22 protein-coding genes and 3 tRNA genes are annotated in these 26,278 nt (G+C 37.5%); 14 read left to right on the plus strand and 11 right to left on the minus strand.

What is annotated here, in order from left to right:
• Position 1 precedes the first annotated feature (1 nt).
• From VL047_RS08635 to VL047_RS08660, 6 genes are read left to right on the plus strand one after another with little or no spacing between them, the layout of a single operon-like run.
• A complete protein-coding gene (locus tag VL047_RS08635) occupies positions 2 to 1,714 on the plus strand; it encodes a TonB-dependent receptor (protein WP_325359722.1) in 1,713 nt (570 codons plus the stop codon).
• Positions 1,715 to 1,738: 24 nt separating this feature from the next.
• Positions 1,739 to 2,788: an SPOR domain-containing protein gene (locus VL047_RS08640; RefSeq protein ID WP_325359723.1), complete on the plus strand. Its 1,050-nt coding sequence runs from the start codon at positions 1,739 to 1,741 to the stop codon at positions 2,786 to 2,788.
• Between the two features lie 14 nt (positions 2,789 to 2,802).
• Positions 2,803 to 3,498, plus strand: coding sequence for a MotA/TolQ/ExbB proton channel family protein (locus VL047_RS08645; RefSeq protein WP_325359724.1), 696 nt, complete (start codon positions 2,803 to 2,805; stop codon positions 3,496 to 3,498).
• Between the two features lie 46 nt (positions 3,499 to 3,544).
• A complete protein-coding gene (locus VL047_RS08650; RefSeq protein WP_325359725.1) occupies positions 3,545 to 3,949 on the plus strand; it encodes a biopolymer transporter ExbD in 405 nt (134 codons plus the stop codon).
• Between the two features lie 11 nt (positions 3,950 to 3,960).
• Positions 3,961 to 4,779 (plus strand): energy transducer TonB, encoded by an 819-nt coding sequence (locus VL047_RS08655; RefSeq protein WP_325359726.1) that lies wholly within the window; start codon positions 3,961 to 3,963, stop codon positions 4,777 to 4,779.
• A gap of 17 nt (positions 4,780 to 4,796) precedes the next feature.
• Positions 4,797 to 6,131, plus strand: coding sequence for a folylpolyglutamate synthase/dihydrofolate synthase family protein (locus VL047_RS08660; protein ID WP_325359727.1), 1,335 nt, complete (start codon positions 4,797 to 4,799; stop codon positions 6,129 to 6,131).
• An 8-nt stretch (positions 6,132 to 6,139) separates the two neighbouring features.
• Here VL047_RS08660 and VL047_RS08665 read toward each other — a convergent pair whose 3' ends face one another.
• The 7 genes from VL047_RS08665 to VL047_RS08695 all read right to left on the minus strand — a co-directional run bounded on the left by VL047_RS08665 (position 6,140) and on the right by VL047_RS08695 (position 11,569).
• Positions 6,140 to 6,853, minus strand: coding sequence for a hypothetical protein (locus VL047_RS08665; RefSeq protein WP_325359728.1), 714 nt, complete (start codon positions 6,851 to 6,853; stop codon positions 6,140 to 6,142).
• A gap of 58 nt (positions 6,854 to 6,911) precedes the next feature.
• Positions 6,912 to 8,849, minus strand: coding sequence for a M1 family metallopeptidase (locus tag VL047_RS08670; RefSeq protein WP_325359729.1), 1,938 nt, complete (start codon positions 8,847 to 8,849; stop codon positions 6,912 to 6,914).
• A gap of 1 nt (position 8,850) precedes the next feature.
• Positions 8,851 to 9,198 (minus strand): ArsC family reductase, encoded by a 348-nt coding sequence (locus VL047_RS08675; protein WP_325359730.1) that lies wholly within the window; start codon positions 9,196 to 9,198, stop codon positions 8,851 to 8,853.
• Between the two features lie 8 nt (positions 9,199 to 9,206).
• Positions 9,207 to 9,767 carry an aminoacyl-tRNA hydrolase gene (gene pth / locus VL047_RS08680; protein WP_325359731.1) on the minus strand — a complete coding sequence of 187 codons (561 nt, stop codon included), beginning with the start codon at positions 9,765 to 9,767 and terminating at the stop codon, positions 9,207 to 9,209.
• Between the two features lie 107 nt (positions 9,768 to 9,874).
• On the minus strand, positions 9,875 to 10,459 hold the full coding sequence (locus tag VL047_RS08685; RefSeq protein ID WP_325359732.1) for a 50S ribosomal protein L25/general stress protein Ctc: 585 nt from the start codon (positions 10,457 to 10,459) through the stop codon (positions 9,875 to 9,877).
• Positions 10,460 to 10,484: 25 nt separating this feature from the next.
• Positions 10,485 to 11,429, minus strand: coding sequence for a ribose-phosphate pyrophosphokinase (locus VL047_RS08690; RefSeq protein ID WP_325359864.1), 945 nt, complete (start codon positions 11,427 to 11,429; stop codon positions 10,485 to 10,487).
• A gap of 69 nt (positions 11,430 to 11,498) precedes the next feature.
• A tRNA-Gln gene (locus VL047_RS08695) sits at positions 11,499 to 11,569 on the minus strand.
• 183 nt (positions 11,570 to 11,752) lie between these two features.
• Between VL047_RS08695 and VL047_RS08700 the strand changes: the two genes are divergently transcribed.
• Positions 11,753 to 14,782, plus strand: a complete 3,030-nt coding sequence (locus tag VL047_RS08700) for a DUF2723 domain-containing protein (RefSeq protein ID WP_325359733.1) — start codon at positions 11,753 to 11,755, stop codon at positions 14,780 to 14,782.
• Between the two features lie 176 nt (positions 14,783 to 14,958).
• Here VL047_RS08700 and VL047_RS08705 read toward each other — a convergent pair whose 3' ends face one another.
• The gene (locus VL047_RS08705; RefSeq protein WP_325359734.1) at positions 14,959 to 15,369 is read right to left on the minus strand and encodes a GNAT family N-acetyltransferase; all 411 of its coding nucleotides are present in this window, start codon (positions 15,367 to 15,369) and stop codon (positions 14,959 to 14,961) included.
• Positions 15,370 to 15,699: 330 nt separating this feature from the next.
• Positions 15,700 to 16,656 carry an acetyl-CoA carboxylase carboxyltransferase subunit alpha gene (locus tag VL047_RS08710; protein WP_325359735.1) on the minus strand — a complete coding sequence of 319 codons (957 nt, stop codon included), beginning with the start codon at positions 16,654 to 16,656 and terminating at the stop codon, positions 15,700 to 15,702.
• A gap of 170 nt (positions 16,657 to 16,826) precedes the next feature.
• Here VL047_RS08710 and VL047_RS08715 point away from each other — a divergent pair, with 170 nt between their 5' ends.
• From VL047_RS08715 to VL047_RS08730, 4 genes are all read left to right on the plus strand, one after another.
• A complete protein-coding gene (locus VL047_RS08715) occupies positions 16,827 to 17,318 on the plus strand; it encodes a hypothetical protein (protein ID WP_325359736.1) in 492 nt (163 codons plus the stop codon).
• A 187-nt stretch (positions 17,319 to 17,505) separates the two neighbouring features.
• A tRNA-Asn gene (locus VL047_RS08720) sits at positions 17,506 to 17,579 on the plus strand.
• A gap of 66 nt (positions 17,580 to 17,645) precedes the next feature.
• A tRNA-Asn gene (locus VL047_RS08725) sits at positions 17,646 to 17,719 on the plus strand.
• Positions 17,720 to 17,763: 44 nt separating this feature from the next.
• A complete protein-coding gene (locus VL047_RS08730) occupies positions 17,764 to 18,690 on the plus strand; it encodes a PfkB family carbohydrate kinase (protein ID WP_325359737.1) in 927 nt (308 codons plus the stop codon).
• Positions 18,691 to 18,728: 38 nt separating this feature from the next.
• On the opposite strand, the gene VL047_RS08735 is transcribed toward VL047_RS08730, so the two are convergent.
• Both VL047_RS08735 and murB read right to left on the minus strand, forming a co-directional pair.
• Positions 18,729 to 19,271: an RNA polymerase sigma factor gene (locus tag VL047_RS08735; RefSeq protein ID WP_325359738.1), complete on the minus strand. Its 543-nt coding sequence runs from the start codon at positions 19,269 to 19,271 to the stop codon at positions 18,729 to 18,731.
• Between the two features lie 164 nt (positions 19,272 to 19,435).
• Positions 19,436 to 20,455: a UDP-N-acetylmuramate dehydrogenase gene (murB, locus tag VL047_RS08740; protein WP_325359739.1), complete on the minus strand. Its 1,020-nt coding sequence runs from the start codon at positions 20,453 to 20,455 to the stop codon at positions 19,436 to 19,438.
• A 200-nt stretch (positions 20,456 to 20,655) separates the two neighbouring features.
• Between murB and VL047_RS08745 the strand changes: the two genes are divergently transcribed.
• From VL047_RS08745 to VL047_RS08755, 3 genes are read left to right on the plus strand one after another with little or no spacing between them, the layout of a single operon-like run.
• On the plus strand, positions 20,656 to 22,014 hold the full coding sequence (locus tag VL047_RS08745; RefSeq protein WP_325359740.1) for a TolC family protein: 1,359 nt from the start codon (positions 20,656 to 20,658) through the stop codon (positions 22,012 to 22,014).
• Positions 22,014 to 23,075, plus strand: coding sequence for an efflux RND transporter periplasmic adaptor subunit (locus VL047_RS08750; RefSeq protein WP_325359741.1), 1,062 nt, complete (start codon positions 22,014 to 22,016; stop codon positions 23,073 to 23,075). Before VL047_RS08745 ends, VL047_RS08750 begins: the two co-directional genes overlap by 1 nt.
• 34 nt (positions 23,076 to 23,109) lie before the next feature.
• Positions 23,110 to 26,268, plus strand: coding sequence for an efflux RND transporter permease subunit (locus tag VL047_RS08755; RefSeq protein WP_325359742.1), 3,159 nt, complete (start codon positions 23,110 to 23,112; stop codon positions 26,266 to 26,268).
• Positions 26,269 to 26,278 lie beyond the last annotated feature (10 nt).

Raw genomic sequence — 26,278 nt, forward strand, 5'->3', positions numbered from 1 at the left:
ATTGAAAAGTTCAATACTTAAACATACATTCATTATAGGCTTTTGTGCTTTTTCATTCAATGCATATTCGCAAATTGATACTACAAAAACACAAGAAGCAGCAACCATTGAAGAAGTTGAGGTAGTTCGAGATTATCGTCCTGTTTTGGCTGATGCAGTAAAAATAAGACGCAGTCCGGATTTGAATAATGCCAGAACTAAGCAGCCTGCCTTGCGGTATAACGTATTAGACAAGAGGCTGAATTTCCCTAGCGGAATGGGTCAATTAACACTTCAGGACATGCCTTCTACCCGACCGGGAATCATGACCAACAACTATGCTAAACTAGGAATTGGAAACTTTGGTTCAATCCTGGGTGAAATTTACATCAACTCAGGAACAGACGAAAATTATCAGAGAGGATTTTATGCCAAGCATCTTAACCAAAAAGGTGATCTTGAAAACCAAAAGTTCTCAGAACAAAGAATCGGAGTATTTGGACGTAGTATATTAGAAAAAATCACGCTGAGCGGAGAGCTTGGATACAATCGTTATGGAACTGCTTTCTATGGTGTTGTTCCTTATGCACAAGACAATGCAACTATTAATTCAGAAGGCCAGGATCAGCATTTTAATGATATATTCTTTACCGGAGAACTACTAAAGAATTTCGACCCGCAGGATACAGATGTAAGCTACTCCTTAAAAATGGATGCTTACTTATTTAGCGACGCCTTCAATGCAAAAGAGAATTCTGTTGCAATCAGTGGCTATTTTAATAAGGCAATCAATGTTTTCAATGTTGGTGCAAATGTTTCAGCAGATATGGGTAGTGTAAAAGCAACCGATTATTCCATATCGAATAACCTTATTCGTCTAAACCCCTATGTTCGCTTTCAGGGAAACAACTATAGAGTTACTCTAGGAGCTAACTTCGTATCTGAATCAGGAGAAAACAGCCGGTCTAACTTATTCCCATTGGCTAACATCGAACTCGATGTTGTTCCTGAATTCGTAAGTGTTTTTGGAAGTGTAAAGGGAGATGTAAACAAAACATCATTACGTTCTTTAGCACAAAGCAATCCGTATCTTAATGAAAATATTGCCATTCGTAATACAATAGATCGCTTAAATATTAGTGGAGGAGTAAAAGGAAATGTTGGAGCCACTTTCGGTTATAAAGCAAGCGTTTTCTATCGTAAGGTTGAAGACTTAGCATTATTTGTTAATAGTCCGAATGAACCAACTAAATTTGACCTGATTTACGATGCAGGTATCGAAAAGGCCACCACTATCACAGGTTTGCAAGGCGAAATCAATGTGAGGGTTTCTGAAACCGTAAACATCGGTGGAAAACTGAACTTAACTGACTATAAGCTATCAACTGAAAAAGAAGCCTGGATGATGCCTAAAGTTCAAATCTCTTCTAATGCAAGAATAAACATCAGCGAAAAGGTATTCTTAAATGCAGAAGTACTATTTGCAGGAGAAAACTATGCAAAAACATATAACTATGAACCTACTGCGGTTCCCTTCGATTACATAACAACAGATCCCATTATTAAAAAAGTACCGGCATTCGCAGACTTTAGTGCTGGTGCAGAATATAGGGTAAATCGTCAGTTTGGCGTTTTTATTCAAGCTAATAACTTACTAAATTCCAACTATGAAAAATACCTATATTACCCTCGTTTAGGGTTCAATGTTTTCGGAGGTCTTAATTATTCATTTTAATTAAATAACTTTGTCAAAGCAGCAATGGATACACTGGGATTATACTTAAAAGAAGCAGTACAGGATAAAGGGCAAATCTTTCTTCCTGGAATTGGTACGTTCAAAAAAGAGCGTATTCCTGCTTTTTTCGATGATGTTAAACAACGCTTCATGCCACCTTTGCAAAGCATCATTCTTACAGATCAACAAGTAACTGACGAGACACTCATTCAATTTATTGCGGATAAAGAAGACATTGATCTAGAAGAAAGTCGCTTAATTCTTGAGTCATTTCTTTCCGAAATTGAAACCAAACTGCAAGAGAAAAAGGAAATTACATTAGGAGGTTTTGGAATATTAAAAAAAGTGAAAGACCGTTATGAGTTTTCGCATTTCCAATCAAAACTTGAAGGCGTTTTTAATAATTATGAGCCTATTGCCGAATCTCAAAATATAATTCCGGTTGAAGGACAGGCAAGCATTGCAGATCCGGTTGTTAACTCAAATCAGGCTGAAGCCACCCTCCCTATTGAGGAGTCTGTAATTATCGAAGATGATATTGAGGAGGGAAATACTTCCAGAAGATGGTTGTGGGCTGTATTGGCGATTGTTGTTCTCGGATCCATCGCAGGTTTCTGGTTATTAAACCCCAATTTTAATTCCGAGAATCTTACAAAAACACCTGAAACCATACCAGACAAGCAAGCTATTGAACAAACGCTTACTGAAACATCTGCGCAGTCTACCGACTTAAGCACACAAGCACAACCTTCAGATTCTCTAGAGCAAGCTGTACAAAATCCTGTTAGTGAGCCTTCAGAAAGTATTATTAAAGAGGCCCAAGGTCCCTTTGAAATAATCATAGCTGCATTCCATACAATGGAAGAAGCCGAAGCTTATGTAAACAGGACCAATGCAAAAGGGCATAACGTATATATCATAAAGAACAACAATGCGGGCAATCTTAATAAGATTAGCTACGGTTCTTTTCAAACTGCTGCAGAAGCCGATCAAACCCTAGCTAAAGTTAGAGAAGAGCTAACAAAAGAAGCCTGGATATTTAAAAGTAAAAACAAGAATCAAGAACTAAATTAAAAGATAAAAACCTCATGCTATTACAAATCGACAGCACACTACCGTTAGACACCATGATGACGGCCGCACAACAAACCATTCCACCAGCAGAAGATTTACGATTTATTGATATACTCATAAAGGGTGGCTGGGTAATGATACCCTTAGCATTTCTACTTTTAGCAGGTTTAGTAATCTTTATAGAACGTTATTTAACCATTCGCAAAGCAAACAGACACGAAAAAAATCTAACGGCACAAGTCAAACAAAGTATTCTATCAGGCAAATTGGAATCAGCAATTGCTGTTTGTCGCAGTAACAACAGCCCGCTAAGCCGTATGTTACAAAAAGGACTATTAAGAATAGGAAGACCAATCAAAGACATCGAAGGTGCTATTGAGAATGTCGGCAAGCTCGAAGTTGCAAAACTTGAAAAGAACATTAATATCCTTGGTATCATTGCTGGTATCGCTCCGATGCTCGGTTTCGTTGGAACAATTATAGGTGTAATCTCTATCTTCCATGAAGTTGAGCTTGAGGGTGTTATTAACATCGGTACAGTATCAGGAGGTCTTTATGTTAAAATGGTATCTTCAGCAACTGGTCTAATCATTGGTATTATTGCTTATATTGGTTATCATATTCTAAATGAAATGGTAGATCGCATCATTCTGCGTATGGAAACAGATGCCATTGAGTTTATTGATTTGCTGGAAGAGCCGATCTCTTAGGTTAAGATGATTTAAACAGAAGGAATAAATTGACATACATATTTAAATGAATTTTAAAAGAAGACGTGAACGCCCAAAGGCAGAAGTAAACACGACAGCACTCAATGATATCATGTTTTTCTTGATGTTGTTCTTTCTTCTGGCATCTGCGGTAGCCAATCCACAAGTTGTTAAATTGTTATTGCCAAGATCTAGTTCAGGAGAACAATCTTTAGCAAAAAAGACAATAACAGTTTCAGTAACTCAGAACTTGGAGTACTTTATAGACGATGTACAGGTTCCCGTAGAAAACCTATTACCTGCTTTACAAGCCTATCAACAACCCGGGCAAGAAATAACAATCATGCTTTACGTTGATAGAAGTGTTGCTATAAAAGACGTTATTGAAGTAATGGATGTCGCAAATCAATTACGATTAAAACTGGTTTTAGCCACAGAGCCAAAACCATAATAAATATTGCTATGAGCCTTTATCAGGAAGAGGAAAATAATTATCCAAAAGCGGTGCTAATATCAACAGCAATCATGCTGGTTTTATTTGCATTAAGCTATTTTATTATCCTTGGAAATCCAATGCCACAATTTGGTACAGGAGGTATTATTGTAAATTATGGAACGTCACCGGAAGGTATGGGCGACAACTATATGAGTGTTGATGAGCCTTCTATGGACCCAAATGCCAATAATGCATTACCTGATCGAGTTGTTCCAAATGAAACTCCACAACAGGTTGCCTCTCAGCAATCAAGTGATAAAGCCATTGTAACGCAAGACATGGAAGATGCACCGGCTGTTGTTACGAAAACTGAAAAAACCAGCTCTACACCTACCGCAACACCAGAAAAACCAGTAAGCAAGCCAACGGTTAATCCCAATGCTTTATATACTGGTAAGAAGAACAACGCTTCAGGTACTGGTGATGGGACGGGAGCAACCGCAGGCAATCAAGGATCAGTTAATGGAGATCCCTTAGCAGCTAACTACGGTGAAGGAGGATCAGGTTTTGGTGATGCAAGCTTAAGCCTGGAAAATAGACGCTTCGTTAGGTCACCACAAATTGAAGACAACGGACAACAATCTGGAAAAGTTGCTGTAGAAGTTCGTGTAGACAGAGATGGAAATATTATTTCTGCACGAGCAGGAGTACGAGGGACGACCATCTCGAATGATGCCCTCTGGGATAAATGTGAACGGGCAGCATTAGGCGCACAATTAAATCGTCTTGAGAAAGCTCCTCCTTCTCAAACAGGAGTGATCATTTTCAATTTCAAACTTCGATAGTTTATTCCTCGGTAACCATGTCTTATTCTGAAACCCTTGCTTATCTCTATAGCAGACTTCCTATGTTCAGTAAATTAGGAGACTCAGCTATTAAAAAAGATCTAACAAACACCTTAAAGCTCTGCGAATTTCTTGGGAATCCCCAAGAACAGTTTAAGTCTGTTCACATTGCAGGAACCAATGGGAAAGGTTCAACCTCCAATATGTTGGCTGCTATATTACAGACATCCGGCTACAAAACAGGCTTATACACCTCCCCTCACCTATTAGATTTTCGCGAACGTATCCGTATCAATGGTGATATGATTCCAGAAAACGAGGTAGTCGAATTTGTAAAGCAAAATAAAGATTTTATTGAAGAGCTAAAACCTTCCTTTTTTGAGGTAACTGTGGCCTTAGCTTTCTTACACTTTGCAGAGCGAAATGTAGATATTGCAGTCATAGAAACAGGCTTAGGCGGTCGTCTGGATTCAACCAATATCATCCATCCTATTCTTTCAATGATCACTAATATCAGCCTTGATCATACTTATATACTAGGCGATACGTTGGAAGCAATTGCGTATGAAAAAGCGGGTATCATAAAAAAAGATACGCCGGTAGTAATCAGCGAAAAGGCAGAAGCCACCAGTTCTGTCTTTTTAGATAAAGCAAATTCAACTCAAAGTAAAATTGTATTTGCCAGCGACCGATGGGAAATAAAAACAATAGGTAAGGTAGAAGAAAACTTACTTCTGCAAGCCGACAGGATATCAATCGAAGACAAACTAGAAAGTCCAATAATAAAGAGTTCTGCTTCTTCCCTAAATATAGAACTTGATTTACCAGGAACATACCAAACAAAGAATATTAAAGGAGTGCTTTCAAGTGTCGACGAATTACGTCTACAGGGTTTCAAAATACCAGAGCATGATTTATTATATGCATTAAATCATGTAAAAGAACTGACTGGATTAAGAGCTCGTTGGCAAACATTATCTCATAAACCTTTAATTATTTGCGATACAGGCCACAATGAAGCAGGCTGGTCTGAAGTTTTATTAAACATCAAGCAAACTCCCTACAAAAATCTTCACATGGTCATTGGTATCATGCGAGATAAAAATAGCGATAAGCTACTAAGCATCTTTCCAAACAACGCAACTTACTATTTCTGCAATGCAGATTTTGAAAGAGCCCTTCCGGCTAAAGAATTGCATGAAGAGGCAAAACTTAGAGATCTTTCCGGTGAATACTATGATAACGTACTTTCAGCACTAGATGCTGCAGTAGAAAATGCTCAGGCAGAAGATCTGATCTTTATTGGAGGCAGTACTTTTATTGTTGCCGAAGCTCTTAAGCGCTTTGTTTAACTGAAGCTCTATTCACCAGTTGTTGCCTCAAGAGCTATTGCATCCCTCTCTTCAGGAGTCAATCCTTTATATTTCTTATAAGAATCCATGATATACAAACGAATCTGCTCTTCGTCAGACTTAGTAATAAAAGCATAAGTCGGCTTATACTTAACGATAAATCGATCTAAATCCTCACCCTGCAAAGGAGTAAGCGATGTGATTAGGGCAGGTGTAAATTTAGCCATAATAACACGGCTTTCACGTTCAGCAATCAACAAAGGATACCGGGCACGAGCTGTACGAGCCTTGCTGCCAAATAAGCGAGAAGGAGAAATAGAAATATTATTATTAAACTGTACACTTTCACCTTCTTGTTGCGCTATTTGAATCTGCTGATCCAACTGTAAATCTGACAATTCAGTAATTTCAACATCTTCCAATATATTAAAACCAGGAATTGGAGTCAGATAAACCCTCTTAAACTCATAATCAGTTATCAACAAGGTGTCTACCCTAAAGCCTGGGTAGCTAAAAGAAATCAACCCGTTTAATGCTACATCAATTGAAAACTCTCCCGAGGAATTAGTTTCCACACGTTGATGCGTAGTTAAATTACTAATTTCCACCTGTGCAATTGGCTTAGAGCTATCTAGCTCCATAACAACACCTTTATAAGTTTGAGCTTGTGCAAAAAACACTGAAACAAGTACTAAAGAAATTAAAAGAAAGAGCTTTTTCATATTGATGTATATAGCAAATATTATACCTCCAAAAGGTGCAATCAATTAAATTTCGGAATTATTTTGTCCAGCGATTGTTCCGAGGATTAAAATCAGGAAGTACCCTATCAGGATCTAACTGAACTTTTACAACCTCTTCATCCGCAGGAAACTGGAAAGTCCAGCTCTTATTTCTTTCCCAAATTTCAACCGGTAAAGTCTTTCTGTCAGTCTTTCCGCTTCTCGTTGTAACTTCTACGATAACAGGCATAGGCATCTGTTCTAAATTATCAATAGTAATTACAGCACCTTTTCCATTATTAACAACCCTCGTTACAGCCTGGTCCAAACGCCAATTATTTTGAAACCACCCTCTCCAAAACCACGATAAATTATCTCCCGAGACATTTTCAATGGTACGAAAAAAGTCATCCGGAGTAGGGTGTTTATATGCCCAATTCTTAATATATGTTTTTAATGCAAGATCAAAACGTTCTGGTCCTAATATCACATCTCTTAATAATTTCAAACCAAATGCAGGCTTATAATAAGCCAGTACACCAATATTACGTTCATTCATGCCACTAGGAGCAGTCATAACAGGTTCTAACATAGGATCAGTTAAAGTCAATGCTAGATTATTTGCATCCGGCTCACCTTCAAAATATTCACCATTATTAAAATCTTCAGTCGATAACCCATTAAGAAACATATTGAAACCTTCATCCATCCAAGCATGTAAACGCTCATTACTTCCTACGATCATCGGAAACCAGATATGTCCAAATTCATGATCTGTTACATCCCAAAGTGATTGGCCTTTCGACTTGGCACTACAAAAAACAATCGCAGGATATTCCATTCCACCAACATTTGAAGCTACATTCACAGCAATTGGATAAGGATAATTAAACCATCTCTTTGAGTAATTCTCGATGGAGGCTTTTACGTATTCAGTTGAACGCTCCCAAGCATTCCCACCACTACTTTCTTGCGGATAAGCAGACATAGCCAGAGATGTATGGCCACCCTGCAAATTAATTCGAGCAGCATCAATAATAAAAGAAGAAGACGTTGCCCAAGCAACATCACGCGTATTCTCCAACCTATATTTCCAGGTTACGTATTTTCCATCTTTATTGGAATAAGCCTGATTAGCATCCTGTGCAGACCGAATAGTAATCGTTTGGTCACTTGTTTTTGCTTCTTCCCAACGTTGTTGCTGAGCGGGGCTCAGCACCTCTTCAGGATTTAATAATTTACCTCCAAGAACAACAAAGTGATTACTAGGTACAGTAATATTAACATCAATATTACCATATTCCAGGTAAAATTCACCCGGTCCTGTATAAGGTACCGTATTCCAGCCAGCAACATCATCATAAACAGCCACACGAGGATACCACTGTGCAATTGCAAAAATCTTTCCGTTCCGGGCATCTAGAATACCAGTACGATCAGAGCCATACTGCGGAATAATATAACTATATTCAATTGTCATCTGTAATTTACCCCCCTTTGGATACAATGTTTCAGGTAAATCTACATGCATACGTGTATCAGCTATGAAATACTTCACATCAACACCGGCTACTTTTACAGACTTTATCTTATAACCGCCGTCAAATTCTTCACCTTTTGCACCATAACGACTATTTGTTAATGGAATAATTGCATTACCTATCGAATTATCCTTAAACATATTCTGATCCAATTGAAGCCACATATAAGTAAGTTCCTTCGGACTATTATTGGTATAATCCATTTTTACAGTGGCCGTAATCTCCCTGGTTTCTTCATTTAGCCGAGCAGAAATATGATAGTCAACTTTATTCTGCCAGTAAGCCGGCCCCGGCTCTCCACTTGCTGAACGATATTCGGTACCATTTTTTTGATAAAAAGCAGGATCAAAAGCTTTCACATAATCGTAGTTACTCTTATCCTGTCCAAATACAGATCCGGAAAAGCCCAATAGTAGAAATAAAGCATTCGCAACTAGTACATTCAGTGTCTTCATATTATAAATTTTTATCGTATTCCTCTTCATTAAAACCAAGCAAATATTTTCCATCGCCTTCAATTATCGGTCGTTTTATTAAACTTGTATGTTCCTGCATCAACTTACTGGCAGAACTCGGATCAATAATCGCTACTTGTACTTCACTGTCCAATTTTCTCCAGGTAGTTCCTCTTTTATTAATTAAAGGCTCCCAGCCAAATACCTTTTGCCATTCATCAATTTTATCTTTAGAAATGCCAGACTTTTTATAATCATGGAACGTATAATCGATTCCACGCTCAGTAAGCCAATCAATTGCCTTCTTAACTGTACTACAGTTCTTTATGCCATATACTTTTACCATCATTCAATCTGTTATTTGTTATACCTCGTCATAGTTAGCTCCAGACCGGTCGCTATAAAACTTTGTGCCATTTCTACTGATTGTTCAATAAGGGCGGGAACCTCCATCAATTCATCCTTATCAAAACCACTAAGTACATAATCAACCTGACGACCTTTTGGAAAATTATCCCCTACTCCAAAACGCAAACGCGGATAATTTTGTCCACCACATAAAGCTTCAATACTTTTCAATCCATTATGTCCGGCACTACTTCCTTTCGGCCTTAAGCGTATTTTACCAAATGGAATGGCCAGATCGTCTACAATAACCAAAACATTTTCCAAAGGGATTTTCAGCTCATTCATCCAGTAATTTACTGCTTTTCCGCTTAAGTTCATATAGGTAGTGGGTTTAATAACATGCACTACCCGACTTTTATGCTTAAATTCAGAATAATAGGCATAACGCAAAGTAGAATACGTAGCACCGGCCTTCTTTACCAGTTCATCAGCAACCATAAAACCAACATTGTGACGTGTATCAGCATATTCCGCACCTATATTACCCAAACCAACAACAAGATATTTCATGAACTAAATTTTGTTTCTTTTCAAAAATAAGAAATATTAGACAAGCATATTAAAAAACAAAAAAAGCAGCGATAAATCGCTGCTTTCATTTATAATATTACAATAAATTACTTACCGGCCGCCTTAGCGTCTTGTTCTGCCTGACGAAGTGCGCGAGACATACCAACTGAAACAATGGTGTCATCACCGTTATTCAAAACTTTGGCTTTGCTAAGTTTAATCTCTTCAACACGAACAGATTTACCTACCTCTAAAGCATTTAAGCTCACTTCAATTTCTTGAGGTATATCGTTTGGTAAAGCTTTAACTCGTAGTTTACGAAGCTTTTGAATTAATTTACCACCACTACGTACACCTGGTGATGTTCCTGTCAAAGAAACAGGGATATTCATAACAACCTCTTTCTTGTCATCCAGTTCCAAGAAATCGATATGACGGATAAGGTCATTCAATGGGTGAAACTGCATTTCTTGTATAATAGCTTTAAATTTTTGACCGTCAAGATCTAAATCTACGAAATGAACATCGGGTGTGTAAACCAACGATTTCAAATCAGCTGCGGACACTGCAAAGTGGTACTGTTTTTTTCCACCATAAAGAACTGCAGGCACTTTGCCTTCATAACGCAATTCTTTAGCGTCTCTTTTCCCTACGTTCTCTCTTAGAGAACCGCTAATAGCAATTGATTTCATTTTTATTTATTTATTTAATTGTTAACTATTTATATTGAAACAGATCACTAATAGACCCGTGTTCATTTACATTTGTAATTGCATGTGCAAACAAATTTGCCGTTGATAAAACCTTAATCTTATCACTTTTATGCTTCAGTTGTATGGTATCCGTAACTATTATTTCAGTCAACATCGAATTTTCAATTGTTTCATAAGCATTACCTGATAAAACAGGATGAGTACAGACTGCCCGAACGCTGCTTGCACCATTCTCCATAATCAACTGAGCAGCTTTTGATAAAGTTCCGGCTGTATCGCAAATATCATCAATCAAAACAATATCCTGACCAGTTACATCCCCAATAATTGACATAGACTCAATTTCATTGGCTCGTTTACGTTGTTTATCACAAATTACAACCTCAGCATTAAAGTACTTAGCAAAAGTTCTTGCTCTGTAAGAACCGCCCATATCAGGTGATGCAATGGTTAAATTCGGAAGATTTAACGATTTTATGTGAGGAACAAAAATTACTGAAGCATCCAGATGATCTACCGGAATATCAAAAAAGCCCTGAATCTGCGCGGCATGCAAATCCATGGTCATAATGCGATGAGCACCTGCTGCAGTAATTAAGTTTGCAATCAATTTAGCACCGATAGCTACCCTCGGTTTATCCTTACGATCCTGACGTGCATAACCAAAATAAGGAACTACCGCTGTTATATAATGTGCAGAAGCGCGTTTAGCAGCATCTATCATTAATAACAATTCTAAAATATTATCACCCGGAGTATTGGTGGATTGGATGATAAAAACATCGCTCCCTCTTACAGATTCATTATAAAATGGTTGGATTTCACCATCACTGAAACGTGACAATGTCTTTTTCCCCAGAGCTTTGCCGTAAGATTCAGCAACCTTTTCAGCAAGTGGCAGATTACTGGTTCCTGCGAAAAGCTGTACTTTATTAAACTGTAGAGGCATGGCGTTAAACTGTTGCATAAATACGAACTCGGATTGTAATAAAATAAAACAATCCGAGTTCTTCTTTTGTTGCCCGACCAGGGTTCGAACCTAGACTATCTGAACCAAAATCAGATGTACTACCATTATACTATCGGGCAATCATTTTGCCGTTTTGAGGGCATCTCCGTTATCGGACTGCAAATATAGAGCGATATTCTATATGTTGCAAAAATATTTCACTTTTTTATTTCTTTAATTGTTAAAAAGCTACCTGAATCGTTAAAACTTATCAGTATTCCATTTCAAATACTTAATTTCGGAGCGTAAAATGAATTTGGATTATGAATTACAGCAAAATCAATAACACCTTAGGATGGTTGAGTTTCCTTATAGCAACACTTTCCTATATCTTAACACTTGAACCAACCGCAAGCTTTTGGGATTGCGGCGAATTTATCGCTGCAGCCTATAAAATGCAAGTTGTTCACCAGCCGGGAGCTCCCTTATTCTTAATGCTGCAAAATCTATTCTCAAACTTTGCAATGGGAAGACCAGAGCTAATAGCCTACTGGATGAACGTAGGATCAGCCGTATCAAGCGGATTAACCATCCTCTTCTTGTTCTGGAGCATTACGGCACTTGCCAGAAAAGCTATAACAACCAAAGATGTTGAGATCACCCAAGCCCAATTAATCCAAATCATGGGTGCCGGTCTTGTTGGCACATTAGCTTACGCCTTCTCAGATACTTTCTGGTTCTCTGCTGTAGAATCTGAAGTTTATGCCATGGCTTCATTATGTACTGCAGTGGTTTTCTGGGCTATTTTAAAATGGGATTATCATGCAGACGAACCTTATTCAGAACGCTGGTTAATTCTAATTGCCTATGTAATGGGTTTATCTATTGGTGTCCATTTACTCAACTTATTAACCATTCCGGCATTAGCTTTAGTAGTTTATTTCCGTAAAAATGACAAACCAACAAGCAAAGGAGCTATCAAAGCCCTGTTGATCGGTATTCTTGTATTAGGCTTAATACTATGGGGAATCATTCAATATTCTATCAAATTTGCTGCTTATTTCGACCTTTTCTTTGTCAATACACTTGGTATGGGTTTTGGATCAGGCGTAACCGTTTTTGCAGTATTACTGGTAGGAGGTTTAACTTACGGTATCCTCTACTCTATCAAACATCATAAAAAGACTTTAAATATCATCCTGCTTTGTGTTTCGTTTATCTTTTTCGGGTACAGTTCGTTTACCATGATTACGATTCGTGCAAAAGCGAACCCGACATTAAACAATAATGACCCGGATAATACCTTTGCACTATTAGGTTATCTAAACCGTGAACAATATGGTGATGATCCTTTATTCAATGGACCGTATTTTGATTCAAAACCAATCGAATATGAAGAAGGAGCTGCCATGTACAGAAAAGGAGATGATCAGTATATAAAGACCGGCAACAAACCCGGCTATAAATACGATCGTGAAACATTGCTACCACGTATATACAGCTCTACTCCTGATCATATAAACGTATACCGTAGCTGGCTCAACCTAGGAGAAAATGAACAACCCCAATTCACAGACAACCTGAAATTCTTATTCTCCTATCAAATCGGCCATATGTATGCCCGCTATTTTATGTGGAATTTTGTTGGCCGACAAAACGATCAACAAGGCCATGGCAACTTTACAGATGGAAACTGGATAAGCGGAATTAAGTTTATCGATCAAATGCGCTTAGGTGGACAAAATGCTTTACCAGATTCACAAAAAGACAATCCTTCAAGAAATACCTACTTCTTCTTACCATTAATTTTAGGTCTTTTAGGTGCTTTCTGGCACTTTAAACGAAATCAAAAAGATGCAAGTATTGTAGGTTTATTATTCTTTTTCACCGGCATAGCCATTGTACTCTATCTAAACCAAAGCCCGCTGCAGCCTCGTGAACGAGATTATGCCTTTGCCGGTTCATTCTATGCATTTGCAATATGGGTAGGATTTGGTGTTTTGGCAATTAGCGACTTTATTAAAAAGAAAGCAAATCATAAAACAGCTGCCATAGCAGCCACCGTCATTGGCCTTTTAGCTGCACCAGTTTTAATGGCTTCTCAAAACTGGGATGATCATAACCGCTCGAATAAAAGTACAGCCAGAGATTTAGCTGTGGATTACCTGGAAAGCTGTGCACCTAATGCTATCTTATTTACATACGGCGATAACGATACCTACCCGCTATGGTATGCTCAAGAAGTTGAAAATATCCGCCCCGACGTTCGCGTGGTAAACTTAAGTCTGTTAAGTGCCGATTGGTATGTACGACAAATGAAAGAGAAAGTGAACGAAGCTGACGCACTTCCTATTTCAATGGAAAACAATCAGTTTGTTCAAGGAACCCGTGACTTTATTCGCTATACCGATTATGGTATACCTGGTAATATTGAGCTTGAAAATGTCATGAGTATCCTTCTCTCAGATAACCCGCAAGATCAGCAACAAATGCAAGATGGTTCGCGAGCTAACTTCCTGCCAACAAAGAACTTTAAATTAAGCATCAACAAAGAGAATGTTATAAGTAATAAGGTGGTTCCTAAAGGCTGGCAAGATCAGATTGTAGATTCAATGGTATGGAAATACAATAAAGACTACGTATCAAAAGCAGAATTAGCTATTCTCGACATCCTGGTTCATAACGACTGGAAAAGACCTATCTATTTCGCGCGTACTGTTCCTAGCGACAATTACTTAGGCCTTGATAATTATTTGGTAACCGAAGGTTTTGCCTATCGCCTGATGCCTATTCTTGCATATACACAGGAAGACCCAAGTCAACAAACAGAGAGGATCAATACAGAAGCTATGTATGATAACACCATGAATAAATTTGTCTGGGGGAATCTTAAAACTGAAACGTACTTAGATCCTGAATCTTACGGAATGCTCAACCTGATCATGAATAACTTTAACAGCTTAAGCAATGCGCTAGTTGCAGAAGGCAAGATGGATCAGGCAAAAGATGTAATGAAACGCAGCCTTGAAGTTGTTCCTGATAAGATTTACGCAATGCGTGAAACCTTACAAAAACAATCAATGGCAGAAAGCCTATACAAAGTAGGCGATATTGAAAATGCCAATCGCATTGTAACTAACACAACAGATTACCTTGAACAAAATTTAAACTACTTCTTCACCATTGCAGAAACTAAACCCAACTTGGAGATGAACAACATGCAGTTGGGAATGTATGTTCTACATGCGATGGATCAACTCACTGCAGAATACAAACAAACGAAGGAGAACGAACGTATCAAGAAAATATTTGCAGAATTCGAAAAGCGTTATGAGCTATCCGGCTTAAATTAGAAATTCAAAACTCGTAAAGAATAAAACTCTAAAGTTTTAAAAATGCTTGCAGAACAGGAATAAAAATCTGTTTCATGCAAGCATTTTATGTTATTTATAACAAGAAACGCTTTCATAATTACTATCTATTCATATGAACATTCATGTAAAATCCTAATGAGTGATACAATATTGGTTCAATGCTCTTTTCCATCATATATCCACATCGGTTCTGTTTGTCCAGCCTTCTCAAACCCGATCTTCTTATAGAAATCAATAGCCCTTCCGTCTGCTGTTAGCATTTGCATATGGAAGTTTGCATACTTTTCTTTCATTTTTTTCATTATCATCTGCCCAATTCCTTTTCCTTGATAATCAGGATGAACTAGTAGATGAGGATAATAAACAACTAAATATCCATCTGAAATCGCATTTCCAAGGCCTACTAACTTATCATTATCCCATGCTGATATTAATGAATGTGAATTCACCAAAGCCTTATACAATTCGTTTGGCTTTTTTGCCGAACTCCATTCATTTGCTTTATATAGATCAATGATGCTGGATTGTTCAATATCCCTTCTTTCTGAAACAGCTATATCCATCATTTTTTATATTTCCTAAACACTCAAATATACCAACTGTCCATTATTATCTCGACAAGATCAGTAAGATACTTCGTTTTATCTCGATTTACTCAAACAGGGACCAAACAGGGGTCAAACAGGGACCAAACAGGGGCAAGACCAGCATATTGTGCCTGCTTGGACCCTGTTTGAACCCTCCTTAAATCCTATTTGTCCTTTAATTGAATACAGGAATGTCAATAGCTGGCCTAATCAAATATCAATCATAAAAAAAGCTGATACATTAAATGCATCAGCTTTTCTATTTTAAAAAATTATACTTTATCTAATTAAACTCTGGAGTTTGAATCACTATCCTTCAACCACAACACCCATCTTACAGAATTTGTCAATCCGCTCTGATATCAAGGTTTCAGTGTTTTTCAATCGCAATGCTGCAATATCCTCAAGCAACTGTTTTTTAACTGTATTGGCTGTTTCTTCCGGGTTTTGATGTGCTCCACCCAACGGTTCTTTGATAATTCCGTCAATTAGGCCGTTTGCATACATGTTGTCAGAAGTTAACTTTAAACATTCAGCTGCTTTTTCCTTATAATCCCAGCTTCTCCATAATATAGAAGAGCAAGATTCAGGAGAAATTACAGAATACCAGGTATGTTCCAGCATATAAACCTTATCACCAATACCGATACCCAATGCACCGCCCGAGGCACCTTCACCAATAATAATGCAAATGATAGGAACTTCAAGCACGGACATTTCTAGCAGGTTACGCGCAATGGCTTCTCCTTGCCCACGTTCTTCGGCTTCTATACCAGGGTAAGCACCCATGGTATCTATAAAAGTAACAACAGGTTTGTTGAACTTTTCTGCTAATTTCATTAAGCGTAAGGCCTTGCGGTAACCTTCAGGATTTGCCATTCCAAAGTTTCTGAACTGACGTTCTTTGGTATTTTTCCCTTTCTGATGACCTATTACCATAACAGAAACGCCGCCAATGGTTGCAAAACCTCCAATAATTGCTTTATCATCTTTTACGGTTCTATCTCCATGAAGCTCTATAAAATCTTCACAAATCATAGAAATATAATCTAAGGTTTGCGGGCGGTCAGGATGTCGCGACATTTGTACATTCTGCCAACCGGTTAGGTTCGTATAAACGCTATTACGAGTTTTTTCAAGCTCAGCCTCAAGCTCACGAACGGTGGCTGACATATCGACCTTTGTTTTTTCAGATACTTGTTTAACCTTTTCAAGCTGAACAAGCAGGTCTGCTATGGGTTTCTCAAAATCGAACGTTGTTTCCATTTCTTATAGTTTGTTGTGCTATCTTATCTAAACAATTGAAAAGACAACTGGGCGGCTAAATTAGTCATTTTGAATTCTAATATAAAATATCATTATCAAGAAATACTCAACACTAGGTATTTATTAACCGTATAATTAGATTTATTTTGCCCATAATTAATTCATATAAAATGAACTCCTACTCTTTACGTAACGAAGATTTCATTGATACAATAGATGTAGTATGTCTTAAGTGCAATACCAAAGCTTTGGTTCTGGGCGGACAACCTTATCTTCAAATTAAGGATTACGAAGCTCAAGTACAGTTTTCCTGTACGGCTTGTGGCTACACTATCAAATACAGCAATACACCCGAATCAGCATTTTATACCAATAGCCGTGGCATTAAGAAAAATGGACGCATACTCATCCTCAATGCACCTTGTGATCCTTTTTTCGGATTCGATCTGTGGTATCGTATAGACACCAGGTATGGGTTACTATGGGCTTATAATATAGATCACCTATCCGTAATAGAAAAATATATTGCCGACCCGCATCGAAGTAGAAATGGAATACCAAACCAGAATAATAGCATCGCGAGCAGACTTCCTGAGTGGACGAAAGAAGCCAAAAACAGAGACTATATAGTAAAAATAATAAAACGATATAAAGCTAGATAGAACTAATCCCTTGCGTATCTCTTATTGGTATTTTTAAGCTCGTAAGTAAGCTGAAACGGATCTGCATTTATCAATGAAAATTTATTAATCTTTTTTTTTGCTTATTAAAAACATAATACCGAATATTGCAGTCCCAAAAACAGGGAACAATAATGTGGGAAACCGCCTTACCCAAGGGATTTAATACTCCTGAATAGCTCAGTTGGTTAGAGCATCTGACTGTTAATCAGAGGGTCGCTGGTTCGAGCCCAGCTTCAGGAGCAAAAGTACAAAAAGGACCTAATGAGGTTCACGTTCTTAATGAATATTATTTAACCAAGATTAAATTCCTGAATAGCTCAGTTGGTTAGAGCATCTGACTGTTAATCAGAGGGTCGCTGGTTCGAGCCCAGCTTCAGGAGCAAAAACCGGCACACAGCCGGTTTTTTTGTTTAAAGCAATTGTTATGAGTTTAGTAATTATCGGTTCGGTTGCATTTGATGCGATAGAAACTCCTTTTGGAAAAACAGATAAAATTGTTGGCGGCGCTGCTACTTACGCTTCCATTTCAGCATCCTATTTATATGACGATATAAAGATTGTAGGTGTTATTGGCGAGGATTTCGGGGAAGAGAACCTAAATAAAATCACTTCAAAAGGAATTGATATTGAAGGTTTACAAATTAAGGAAGGTGAGAAATCATTCTTTTGGTCTGGAAAATATCATAACGACATGAACAGTAGAGATACGCTGGCTACTGAATTGAATGTGCTAGCAGAATTCAATCCACTGATTCCTGACTCTTATCAAGACTGTGAATATTTACTACTTGGCAATTTAACTCCACAGGTTCAATTACAAACTTTAGATCGTTTTAAAAAGAAGCCAAAACTGGTTGTGCTTGACACGATGAATTTCTGGATGGATATTGCTTTGGATGATTTATTAAGTGTGCTTAAAAAGGTAGACGTATTAACCATTAATGATGAAGAAGCACGTCAACTTTCTGGAGAGTACTCATTGGTAAAAGCTGCTAATAAAATTCTGACAATGGGACCTAAATACTTAATCATTAAAAAGGGAGAACATGGTGCTCTTTTATTTGGTGAAGACCAAATATTCTCTGCTCCTGCCCTGCCTCTTGCAGATGTTTTCGATCCTACAGGCGCTGGCGACACTTTTGCTGGTGGTTTTATTGGTTACTTAGCAAATGTAGGTAGCATAACCTTTAACAACATGAAGAATGCAGTTGTATTTGGTTCTGCCTTAGCATCTTTTTGCGTAGAGAAATTTGGTACAGAAAGAATTGAAAGCTTAAGCAAGGAAGACATCTCTAAAAGAATCAATAGTTTCGTTTCTCTAAGCCAATTCAATATAAAAAACAAAGGGTAAGTTTAAAACTTACCCTTCAAGATCTTTATTCAATCTCATTAATACTGCATACTAACAAATTCAGATGCCTGAATGCCGTAGGCATATGTTTTCAGTGACTTCTTAAGAGATTTACGAGCTACGTGTATTCTTGTTTTAACCGTTCCGATAGGAATGGATAGGTGTTCAGCAATTTCATGATACTTATATCCTTCAAAATACATGGTGAAAGGGACGTAGTATTCTTCCGATAATTTATCCATTGCTTCGCGAATATCATCCATTACGAATTGGTTTTCACCTTTATTCTTAGTTGAACTGTATACTAAGTTTGAGGATGATATTTCATCTGACTTGGTGACCATGCCGCTAATTTTAACAAATCTGCGGTAATTATTAATGAAGGTGTTTTTCATAATGGTATATAACCATCCTTTTAAATTAGTACCTTCTTTAAATTTCTCATGGTAGGTAATCGCCTTTAACACGGTGTCTTGAACTAAGTCATTTGCATCTTCATCATCGTGAGTAAAATGTAAGGCGTACATTTTAAGTGATTCGGCATGGCTCGAAACCATTGATTTAAATTCATTTTTAGACATCTTTTCAGGGTTTAGGAGAGCATAGGTTACCAACCAGGTCTTCTAGCTCTTAGTTTTCAAAAATTCATACTTATACTAAATGCATTTGATTGAATATTTGCAACAACCGTGCTACAATTTTAAACCTTGACGATTTATGATAGTCAAAGTACACTCCTTTTACCCTAAATAATATTTACTTCGCGTTCTATTTTTACGCCAAATTTTTTATAAACACTGTTAATAATCGTTTCTGAAAATTCATAAACCTCTGTGCCACTAGCATTTCCATAATTAACAAGCACCAACGCCTGATTCTTCCAGGTGCCTGTGTTACCAACTTTTACTCCCTTCCAACCACATTGTTCAATAAGCCAACCTGCAGCTAATTTTACTTTATCAAATTGTATAGGGTAGTGTACGATGTCCTTAAAAATAGACTGTAATTTTTGAAAATCATCACCTTCTATGATTGGATTCTTAAAGAAACTTCCTGAGTTCCCAATAGTTAAAGGATCAGGAAGCTTACTAACCCGAATTTCTGAGACAACTTTTGAAACGTCTTTTATACTTGGATTCTGAATTTTCCTGTTTTCCAGCTCCGATAGAACAGCTCCGTAACCTAATACCATATGGGGTACTGTTGATAGCTTTAAGGTAACAGAGGTTATAATGTACCGATCTTTCCCTTCTCTTTTAAAGAGGCTATCCCGATAGGAGAACTTACAAGCTCTCTTATCAAATTCAACAATCTTTTTATCAATACGGTCATAGGCTCTGCAAGATTCAAACACATCCATCAGCTCCACCCCATAGGCTCCGATGTTTTGCACAGGTGCAGCACCAACTGTTCCTGGTATTAAACTTAAATTTTCAATTCCGGCATAACCATGATTTACACAGTATTGTACCAGGTCATTCCAAACTACCCCTCCCCCTGCTGTTATATACCTATCCGAATCTTGTTTCATTACTTCGATTCCGTCTATTTTAATATGTAAAACAAGACCGTTAAAGTTCTTGGTAAACAAAATATTGCTACCTCCTCCCAATATTAATAAAGGTAGGTTTCTTATCTTCTCATCTTTAAAAATATCAATTAACTCTTGCTCACTATTGACGTCACAGAAATAGTTGGCGAGAGCTTCTACTCCGAAAGTATTTAGTTCTTTTAACGATTTATTTTCTTGAAATACGATACTCATAAGAGATAAATAAGGATATGCATCAAAGATAATGGAAACTAATGAATTCAATAAAATTAAAGAATCAACTGAATGATGTACTTTTGCAATATTTTGAAAACTAATGTATCATTCGCTTGTAACATTAATAATAGTTTAATATCTAACCACTTTGTGATTACGTTTTCCATTTGCAGAAAGGAAAGCATCGTTTAAAAGTTATGAATATAAAAAAACATTTAATTTTTCTTCTTTTATTAGTTTGTTTTAGCTCCCAATTAACTTTCGCCCAAAAAACCTTTAGCTTAGAAGATGCATTATCATATGCATTAAGCAATGGCGAAGCAGTAAGAAAAGCCAAACTTGATATCCTTCAAGGTGCCTTTAAGGTGAAAGAAGTAAGAGCAGGTGCATTGCCACAAATTGATGGTACGGTAACACTCAACAATAACATATTATCGCAACAATTTTTGCTACCAGCTGCCATTATGGGTGGAGAGCCCGGTGAGTTTGTAGCTGTAAAGGCTGGAACAACCTGGAGTTCTTTAGCACAGGTACAGCTTAATCAACAGATTTTTAATCAACAGGTATTTGCCGGATTAAAAGCAGCAAGAGCTTCGGAAGAGTATTATCAATTGGCAGCAAAACTTGCCGAAGAAAATATCATTCAACAGGTTGCTACTAATTATTATCAGGTTATAATAACTCGTCAACAATTGGCTGTCATTGATGCCAATATTGATCGGGTTCTAAAACTAGAAAAGATTGTTAACAGTCAGTTTGAAGTAGGTTTGGCTAAAAAAATTGATCTAGACCGTGTAAAGGTAAATAGCAGCAATCTCAAAACACAGCGACAAGAATTGTTAAACTCGGTGTCACAACAAGAAAACTTACTCAAATATTATATGGGCATGCCTGTTACAGAACAAATAGCAATTCCGGAAGCGAGTTTGAAGGCATTAGAAGAAACGGTTCAGAGACATATTAGTGATGCTAGTTTTAACGTGAATAATTTAAATTCTTATTTAGTGCTGAAGAAACAAGAAGAGCTATTAAACTTACAAAGGAAAGCCTTTCTTGCTGAGTTCTACCCAAAACTTTCTCTAGGAGCAAATTACATGTATAATACCCAAAGTAATAAGTTTAACCTCTATACAAACAATGCACTAAACTACGAGATGTCGGCTATTACACTGACTTTAAAGGTTCCAATTTTTGATGGAGGAGCAAAGAGAGCAAAATTACAACAGGCAAACATCGATATTGAAAAGACTCAGATAGATATTGAAGATTCTTCAAATGCCTTGCAGATGGCTTATGAAAATGCTAAAATGCAAATCAAAAACAGCTTAGCTACAATTGAAACTCAAAATCAAAATAAGGTACTTGCTGAAGAGGTATACCATAGTACAGAAAACAATTATCATAATGGCTTAGCAAGTCTAACAGATCTGTTAGATGCAGAAACGGAACTGGTAAGTGCCCAAAACAGTTATAATCAGGCTTTATTAAATTATAAGGTTGCTGAAATTGAATTAATAAAATCACAAGGAAACATCAAATCTTTAATAAACAAGTAATGAAAAGAGGAATAATAACTGGAATTATTGTCATTGTTGTAATAGCCTTAATTGCATGGGTACTCACTTCTAATAAAAAAGAAAATGAAGCCAAAACAGCTATTGTTGCTGAAGATATCGGTACCGTTCTTGTAAAAACTGTTGTTGCCAAAAAAGAAAGCATTGATTTAGACTTTACTTCTAATGGAAATTTTGCTGCCAAACAGGACTTAGATTTACTTGCGGAAACAAGCGGAAGGGTAACTCAAATCATGGTAAAAGAAGGCTCAAGAGTCTCTAAAGGTCAGGTTTTAGTTAAAATTGATCCGGAGTATGCTTCTTTAGATTTACAAAATGCGGAAGTTGCTTATCAGAAATTAAAGACCGATATGGCTCGTTATCAAAGCTCATTTGAGACTGGCGGAGTTACTCGCGCACAGTTAGACGAAATTACTTTCAATTTAAAGACTGCAGAGAACCGTGTGCAACAAGCTAAACGCAGAGTACAAGATTCATATATCAACGCTCCGATATCAGGTGTTGTAAACCAACGTGCTATCGAGTTAGGTGCTTATGTTTCTCCCGGAACACTTTTATTCAACCTTGTTGATATCTCAACGTTGAAATTACAGGTTTCAGCAAACGAGTCTCAGGTGGTAAATATCCACTTGGGTGATGAGGTTGCTATTTCAACTTCAGTGTTTCCAGATAAAGAATTTTCAGGTAAAGTTACCTTTATTGCTTCTAAAGCTGATAATACCTTAAACTACCCCGTAGAGATTGAAGTTTCTAATCCGGAACCCAATACAATACGCGCAGGTATGTATGCCACAGCTACCTTCAAGTTTCCAAAACAAGAAGCACAAATTACTGTGCCACGTTCTGCTTTTGTAGGAGGTGTAAGCAGCAACCAGCTATTTGTTTTAGAAAACGGCAATACCGCTAAACTTAAAACAGTAGTCTCGGGAAGAGTTGTAGGTGAACAGGTTGAGATAGTAAGTGGCTTAAATGAGGGAGAAGTTGTAATTACAAGTGGCCAGATTAATTTAGTGGACGGTACTCAAGTTTCTCCTCAAAAATAAACATCTGCACCTTTAAAAATTTAATTATCTACAGATGAAAATTTCTGATATTTCTATAAAAAGGCCTTCACTGGTTATTGTTGTATTTACTGCCCTGAGCTTACTGGGTCTTTTGAGTTATTTTTCATTGAACTATGAAATGTTACCCAAATTTACTCCGGCAGTGGTATCTGTTTCTACTATTTACCCTGGTGCATCGCCTAATGAAGTAGAAAATACGGTTACTAAGAAACTTGAAGATGCTGTTTCCTCGCTTGAGAATGTAAAGAAAATAGATGCCGTTTCTTTTGAAAGTCTTTCCTTAATCACCATTACCTTAAATAGCGGTGCGGATGTTGATTTGGCATTAAATGAGGCCCAACGTAAGATAAATGCAATTTTAGCAGACTTACCGGATGATGTTAGAACACCTTCTCTAGCTAAGTTTTCGTTGGATGACTTGCCTATCATCACCCTTGCAGCTACATCCAGCATGACCGAGTCTGAATTCTATGACCTCCTTGACAAAAGGGTACAACCCCTTTTATCACAGATTCCAGGCGTTGCACAAGTTAACTTAGTGGGTGGACAAGAACGTGAAATTCAGGTTAACTTAAATGCTCCCAAACTGGAAGCTTATGGCTTATCACCATTGGATGTACAGCAGGTTATTTTAACCTCAAACTTGGATTTTCCTACAGGTAGTATAAAAACCCAAGAACAGGATATATTGGTCCGCTTGTCGGGAAAATACAAATCTGTAGAAGAGCTACGTAATTTGGTAGTTAAAACGACAGATGATGGGTCGCAGGTTCGCATGCAAGATATTGCTGATGTGCAAGACACGCAGAAAGATGTAGAAAAGCTGTCACGATTTAACAGAAAGAGCTCCGTTGCAATACAGGTTCTTAAAACTTCAGACGCTAATGCTGTTACTATCAGTGAAAGTGTAGCAGAAGCTTTACCTGTAATTGAGGCTGAATATGCAGCAGATAACCTATCGCTGCAAATTGCAAATGATGGTTCTGTATACACGCTGGAATCTGCCAACGCGGTTGTTTTCGATTTAATCCTAGCTATCGTATTGGTTGCTTTTATAATGCTATTATTCTTACATAGTTTTAGAAATGCGGTTATCGTAATGATTGCCATCCCGGTTTCTTTAATTTCAACCTTTATAGGAATGGAGTTGCTGGGCTTTACACTGAACCTGATGTCATTATTAGGTCTTTCACTAGTGGTCGGGATTTTAGTGGATGATGCTATTGTGGTTATCGAGAATATCTACAGGCACATGGAAATGGGTAAAAATAAGGTCAGGGCTTCTGTTGACGGAGCGAAGGAAATAGGCTTTACCGTAGTTTCTATCACCTTTGTTATTGTGGTAGTGTTCTTACCTATATCTTTAAGTACCGGAATGGTATCTGATATTCTACGTGAATTTTGTGTAGTAGTTATTATTGCTACCTTATTGAGTTTACTGGTATCCTTCACCATTGTTCCACTGGTTACATCCAGATTCGGAAAATTAGAAAAGATTACAAAAGATAAGCCATCAGGCCGTTTTATATTATGGTTTGAACAGCAACTTCACCGTTTTACAAGATGGATTACTGGCATTCTTGAATGGGCACTCGATCATAAGGCGATAACCTTAATAAGTGTAACGTTGCTATTGGTATCTTCATGTGGCTTGGTTGGCGGTGGATTTATCGGAACGGAGTTCTTTGCTCAAAGTGACCGTGGAGAATTCTTGGTACAATTAGAACTGCCAAAGGATGTTTCTATTGAACAAACAAATCAGGCTGCTTTTAAAACTGAAGAGTATTTATCTTCTAAACCTGAGATAGTTTCCTTAATAACTATGGTAGGGCAATCGAGTGAAGGTTCAAGCGGAACTTTGGCAACACCTTACAAAGCAGAAATAACTGTTAAATTGATTGATAAAAGTAAGCGGGAATCCTCTGATATCTATGCTGCCAGGATAAGACAAGAACTCTCACAGTTATTGGTGGGCGTAAAAGTTAAAACAGTTCCAGTGAGTATTCTTGGAACAGCTCAGCAAGCACCAATAGAATTGGTGGTTACTGGTTCGGATCTGGATAGCATCATGTCTTATGCAGATAAGGCATTAGAAGCTTTAGCAAGTGTTCCGGGAGCTACTGGCACAAAACTATCAGTTGAAGGTGGAAATCCGGAAGTAGAGGTTGAAGTTGATCGTGATAAAATGGCCGCTTTAGGACTAAGCTTACAGACTGTAGGTGCTACGATGCAAACGGCATTTAACGGAAATACCGATGGTAAGTTCCGACAAGGAGAATACGAATATGATATCAATATTCGATTTGATAATTACGACAGGCGGAATATAAATGATGTTCGGAACCTATACTTTGCCAATAAAGATGGCAAGCTTATTCAACTATCACAGTTTGCTAACGTTAAAGAAGGCTCTGGTCCAAGCCGGTTAGAAAGAAGAGATAAATCGACTTCTGTTAAAGTACAGGGTCAGCCTGTAGGTCGGACAACTGGTAGTATCGTTGATGATTTCCAAGTTAAACTTGATAATATTCCAAAGCCTTTGGGTGTAAATTACATTTGGAGTGGAGATGTGGAAAGCCAGGCTGAAGGTTTCGGTTCCTTGGCTGTTGCATTACTAATTGCCATTGTAATGGTGTATTTCATTATGGTTGCGTTATATGATAGCTTCGTTTATCCTTTTGTGGTTATGTTTTCTATTCCACTATCGGTCATTGGATCTTTACTGGCACTGGCACTAACCAATAACAGTTTGAACATTTTTACCATTCTGGGATTGATTATGTTGATTGGATTGGTTGCAAAAAATGCAATTTTGTTAGTAGACTTTACAAATCAAATGAAAGCCCTGGGGCAATCAACCAGAGAAGCCTTAATTAATGCCAACCATGCTCGTTTAAGACCTATCCTTATGACAACCATTGCCATGGTATTTGGTATGCTCCCTATTGCTTTAGCAGCTGGTGCAGGTTCAGAATGGAAGAATGGATTGGCTTGGGTAATTATTGGTGGTCTATTAAGCTCGCTGTTTCTTACTTTAATTATAGTTCCAGTTGTTTATCAAACATTTGACAGCATTTTACACAGGTTGGGTATGGACAAACCACCTTTACCTGTTGACGAATTGCTTGAAGAGGAGTATGAACACAAGGAAATAAAACCAGAATACGAATAAATTCTTATGT

Origin of the sequence: Albibacterium sp., from assembly GCF_035514885.1 — a bacterium.
GTDB lineage: Bacteria > Bacteroidota > Bacteroidia > Sphingobacteriales > Sphingobacteriaceae > Albibacterium.

What these genes read in the sequence shown, in the direction of transcription:
- VL047_RS08710 (WP_325359735.1), bottom strand. Translation starts at nt 16,656, where the DNA reads ATGGAAACAACGTTCGATTTTGAGAAACCCATAGCAGACCTGCTTGTT.
- VL047_RS08745 (WP_325359740.1), top strand. Translation starts at nt 20,656, where the DNA reads ATGAATATAAAAAAACATTTAATTTTTCTTCTTTTATTAGTTTGTTTT.
- VL047_RS08665 (WP_325359728.1), bottom strand. Translation starts at nt 6,853, where the DNA reads ATGAAAAAGCTCTTTCTTTTAATTTCTTTAGTACTTGTTTCAGTGTTT.
- pth (WP_325359731.1), bottom strand. Translation starts at nt 9,767, where the DNA reads ATGAAATATCTTGTTGTTGGTTTGGGTAATATAGGTGCGGAATATGCT.
- VL047_RS08650 (WP_325359725.1), top strand. Translation starts at nt 3,545, where the DNA reads ATGAATTTTAAAAGAAGACGTGAACGCCCAAAGGCAGAAGTAAACACG.
- VL047_RS08715 (WP_325359736.1), top strand. Translation starts at nt 16,827, where the DNA reads ATGAACTCCTACTCTTTACGTAACGAAGATTTCATTGATACAATAGAT.
- VL047_RS08660 (WP_325359727.1), top strand. Translation starts at nt 4,797, where the DNA reads ATGTCTTATTCTGAAACCCTTGCTTATCTCTATAGCAGACTTCCTATG.
- VL047_RS08670 (WP_325359729.1), bottom strand. Translation starts at nt 8,849, where the DNA reads ATGAAGACACTGAATGTACTAGTTGCGAATGCTTTATTTCTACTATTG.
- VL047_RS08705 (WP_325359734.1), bottom strand. Translation starts at nt 15,369, where the DNA reads ATGATGGATATAGCTGTTTCAGAAAGAAGGGATATTGAACAATCCAGC.
- VL047_RS08655 (WP_325359726.1), top strand. Translation starts at nt 3,961, where the DNA reads ATGAGCCTTTATCAGGAAGAGGAAAATAATTATCCAAAAGCGGTGCTA.
- VL047_RS08675 (WP_325359730.1), bottom strand. Translation starts at nt 9,198, where the DNA reads ATGATGGTAAAAGTATATGGCATAAAGAACTGTAGTACAGTTAAGAAG.
- VL047_RS08700 (WP_325359733.1), top strand. Translation starts at nt 11,753, where the DNA reads ATGAATTACAGCAAAATCAATAACACCTTAGGATGGTTGAGTTTCCTT.
- VL047_RS08750 (WP_325359741.1), top strand. Translation starts at nt 22,014, where the DNA reads ATGAAAAGAGGAATAATAACTGGAATTATTGTCATTGTTGTAATAGCC.
- murB (WP_325359739.1), bottom strand. Translation starts at nt 20,455, where the DNA reads ATGAGTATCGTATTTCAAGAAAATAAATCGTTAAAAGAACTAAATACT.
- VL047_RS08730 (WP_325359737.1), top strand. Translation starts at nt 17,764, where the DNA reads ATGAGTTTAGTAATTATCGGTTCGGTTGCATTTGATGCGATAGAAACT.
- VL047_RS08690 (WP_325359864.1), bottom strand. Translation starts at nt 11,429, where the DNA reads ATGCCTCTACAGTTTAATAAAGTACAGCTTTTCGCAGGAACCAGTAAT.
- VL047_RS08640 (WP_325359723.1), top strand. Translation starts at nt 1,739, where the DNA reads ATGGATACACTGGGATTATACTTAAAAGAAGCAGTACAGGATAAAGGG.
- VL047_RS08735 (WP_325359738.1), bottom strand. Translation starts at nt 19,271, where the DNA reads ATGTCTAAAAATGAATTTAAATCAATGGTTTCGAGCCATGCCGAATCA.
- VL047_RS08685 (WP_325359732.1), bottom strand. Translation starts at nt 10,459, where the DNA reads ATGAAATCAATTGCTATTAGCGGTTCTCTAAGAGAGAACGTAGGGAAA.
- VL047_RS08645 (WP_325359724.1), top strand. Translation starts at nt 2,803, where the DNA reads ATGCTATTACAAATCGACAGCACACTACCGTTAGACACCATGATGACG.
- VL047_RS08755 (WP_325359742.1), top strand. Translation starts at nt 23,110, where the DNA reads ATGAAAATTTCTGATATTTCTATAAAAAGGCCTTCACTGGTTATTGTT.